We start from the raw sequence: 3234 nt of genomic DNA, 5'->3' as shown, positions 1-3234 counted from the left end.
CGGAAAAGGACTGGACCGTGCCCGACCTGGCGCAGCTGGCCTGCCTGTCGCGCTCGGCGTTCGCCGACCGTTTCCAGAAGATCATGGGCAAGCCGCCGCTGACCTATGTCAGCGAGCACCGCATGCGCCTGGCGGCCTGGCAGCTGCGCCACACCGAGCAGCCGGTCTGTCGCATTGCCGAAATGGTGGGCTACTCCTCGGAGACGGCGTTCGGGCAGGCATTCAAGCGCGCCCATGGCCTGGCGCCGGGGCGTTATCGCGAACAGTTGCGCATGGCGGCAATGTGACCGATTAGTCCCGGTCGCTGTGCGCATGACGTGAAAGCAGCGGAAAATCTGGTATAACGGACCTGTAACCAGTGCCTGCAAGACAACAACAAACACGGGAAACAATCATAATGAGTCGCTACGCTTCTCGCGCCACGCTGCCGCATTGCCTCCTGCACTGGGCTGAAACCAGCCCGAACCGCGTCTACATGACCCAGCCCATGCCGGGCGGACGCACCCTCGAGATCACCTGGGCCCAGGCCGCCGACCAGGCGCTGCGCCTGGCCGCCTATATCAAGGGCCTGGATCTGCCGCCGCGCTCCTCGATCGCGCTGCTGGGCCGCAACAGCGCGCACTGGATCATCGCCGACCTCGCCATCTGGTATGCCGGTCACATCACCGTGCCGCTGTACCCGACCCTGAACGGCGAGACTGCCGTCTACATCCTCGAGCACGCCGAGGCCAAGGCCATCATCCTCGGCAAGCTGGACGGCATCGCCGACGGCTGGAAGGACATCGCGCCGGTGCTGCCGGCCGAGCTGCCGACCATCAGCCTGCCGCTGTCGCCGCGCGCCGACGTGCCGCAGTACGACGACATCATCGCCACCACCGAGCCGCTGGCCGATGTCCAGCTGCCGGATGCCGACCAGATGTCCACCATCGTCTACACCTCGGGCAGCACCGGGCGTCCCAAGGGCGTCATGCACAGCTTCGGCACCATGTGCTCGGTGGCCCAGGCGCTGCGCGACACCTACAAGGTCAACCAGGACGACCGCATGCTGTCCTACCTGCCGCTGGCGCATGTCGCCGAGCGCGCGGTGCTCGAGACCGCCTCGCTGTACTTCGGCTTCAGCGTGTTCTTCGCCGACAAGCTGGAGACCTTCCAGCAGGACCTGCAGCGCGCCCAGCCGACCATCTTCTTCTCGGTGCCGCGCCTGTGGACCAAGTTCTACCTGGCCATCAACGAGAAGCTGCCGCTGAAGAAGCAGAAGGTCCTGTTCAACCTGCCGCTGCTCGGCAAGCTGGTGAAGAAGAAGGTGCTGACCCAGCTCGGCCTCGACAAGTGCCGCCTGGCCATCACCGCCTCGGCGCCGCTGCCGCCGAACATCCTGCAGTGGTACCGCGGCCTCGGCCTTGAGCTGCTGGATGTCTACGGCATGACCGAGAACTACGGCTATTCGCACGGCTCGCGTCCGGGCGAGGTGCGTGTCGGCTACGTCGGCCACGCCAACCCCGGCGTCGAGCAGCGCATCGCCGAGAACGGCGAAGTGCAGGTGAAGAGCCCGGGCCAGATGATGGGCTACTACAAGGACCCGGCGAAAACCGCCGAGGACATGACCGACGACGGCTTCCTGAAGACCGGCGACCGCGGCGAGATCGATCCGCAGGGCCGCCTGCGCATCACCGGACGCGTCAAGGAGCTGTTCAAGACCTCGAAGGGCAAGTACGTGGCGCCGGTGCCGATCGAGAACAAGCTCAACGTGCACCAGAAGGTCGAGGTCATCTGCGTCACCGGCCCCAGCCAGCCGCAGCCGTTCGCGTTGTTCATGCTGTCGCTGGATGCCCAGGCCGAGCTGGCGAAGGGGCATCTGAGCAAGGACACCCTGACCCAGGAGTTCACCGACTTGCTGGCCGGCGTCAACGCCACCCTGGAAGACCACGAGAAGCTGGACTACGTGGTGGTGGTGAAGGACCAGTGGACCATGGAGAACGGCTTCCTGACCCCGACCATGAAGATCAAGCGCAACATCATCGAGGACCGCTACCTGTCGCACGCCGACGAGTGGCTGGGCCAGCGCAAGAAAGTGGTCTGGGAGTGATGCGCGCGGCACCGGCCTCCCGGAAACGGGGTGGCCGGTGCCGATGGCGCTGCGCGGGGCCGGCCCGGGAACGGGCGGCACGCTGAAACGAAAAGACCGGCCAAGTGCCGGTCTTTTTCATGATCGCGTCGGTCGCGGTCGGGCAGCAGGGCTCAGCGCACGCGATAGGTGATGCGGCCCTTGGTCAGGTCGTAGGGGGTCATTTCGACCTTGACCTGGTCACCCGTGAGGATGCGGATGTAGTGCTTGCGCATCTTGCCGGAAATATGGGCGGTGACGATGTGGCCGTTTTCCAGCTTCACGCGGAACATGGTGTTGGGCAGCGTATCGACCACCACACCATCAAACTCGATCTGATCTTCTTTCGACATGCAACCAGGGCCTCGGGGGCTTGTTGACGGTAATGAGCCGGGCTAGTCGCCCGAAAAACCGCCGCATTGTGCCCGAAAAGGCCGACGCTGGCAAAGGTCATCTCGCCAGCAGCCATTCTCCCTCGACCAGCAGCTCCAGCGGACGGAACTGGGTCTTGTAGCGCATGCGGTCGGCGTGGCGCACCCAGTAGCCCAGAAACAGGAAGGGCAGGCCGCGTCGCCGGCACTCCTCGACCTGGCTGAGGATGGCGAAGGTGCCCAGGCTGCGCGGGTTTTCATCGGGGTCGTAGAAGGTGTAGACCGCCGACAGGCCGTCATCGATCACGTCGGTCACCGCCACGGCCAGCAGGCGCTCGCCCGCGCGGAACTCCATGAACACGGTCTCGGCCCAGTCGCAGGTCAGGAACTCGCGGTACTGGCGCGGCGTCGGCGGGAACATGTCGCCGTCGCGGTGGCGCGCGCTGATGTAGCGGGCGTAGAGCGCGTAGTGCTCCTCGTGCCACTCGGCCGGCACCTGGCGGATGCTGATGTCCTGATTGTGCTGCCAGCAGCGGCGCTGGCTGCGCCGGGGCGCGAACAGCGCCACCGGAATGCGCACCGAGACGCAGGCGCGGCATTCCCGGCACTGCGGCCGGTAGACATAGTTGCCGCTGCGGCGAAAGCCCATGTCGGACAGCCGGCTGTAGAGCTGCGGCGTCATGTCGGCATCGGGATCGGCGAACAGGGTGATGGCCTGGCGATCGTCCAGATAGCTGCAGGCGTGCGCCGCCGTGGTGA

At 65.6% G+C, this 3234-nt stretch carries 4 protein-coding genes; 2 read left to right on the top strand and 2 right to left on the bottom strand.

Features of this window, described 5'->3' with window-relative positions:
* Window positions 1-287, top strand: a 287-nt coding sequence (locus C5O18_RS07800; protein WP_206389794.1) for a helix-turn-helix transcriptional regulator, incomplete at its 5' end; no start/stop codon positions are given.
* Window positions 288-397: 110 nt separating this feature from the next.
* Window positions 398-2086, top strand: a complete 1689-nt coding sequence (locus C5O18_RS07795) for an AMP-binding protein (RefSeq protein WP_105192932.1) — start codon at window positions 398-400, stop codon at window positions 2084-2086.
* A gap of 152 nt (window positions 2087-2238) precedes the next feature.
* On the opposite strand, the gene infA is transcribed toward C5O18_RS07795, so the two are convergent.
* Window positions 2239-2457, bottom strand: a complete 219-nt coding sequence (gene infA, locus C5O18_RS07790) for a translation initiation factor IF-1 (RefSeq protein WP_022955964.1) — start codon at window positions 2455-2457, stop codon at window positions 2239-2241.
* Window positions 2458-2554: 97 nt separating this feature from the next.
* Window positions 2555-3234, bottom strand: a 680-nt coding sequence (locus tag C5O18_RS07785) for an arginyltransferase (RefSeq protein ID WP_105192930.1), incomplete at its 5' end; no start/stop codon positions are given.

The sequence above is a fragment of the Amnimonas aquatica genome, assembly GCF_002943415.1.
In the GTDB taxonomy this organism is placed as follows: domain Bacteria; phylum Pseudomonadota; class Gammaproteobacteria; order Pseudomonadales; family Moraxellaceae; genus Perlucidibaca; species Perlucidibaca aquatica_A.
The sequence above is the reverse complement of the archived record's forward strand: the minus strand, read 5'-3'. Positions and strand labels throughout refer to the sequence as shown.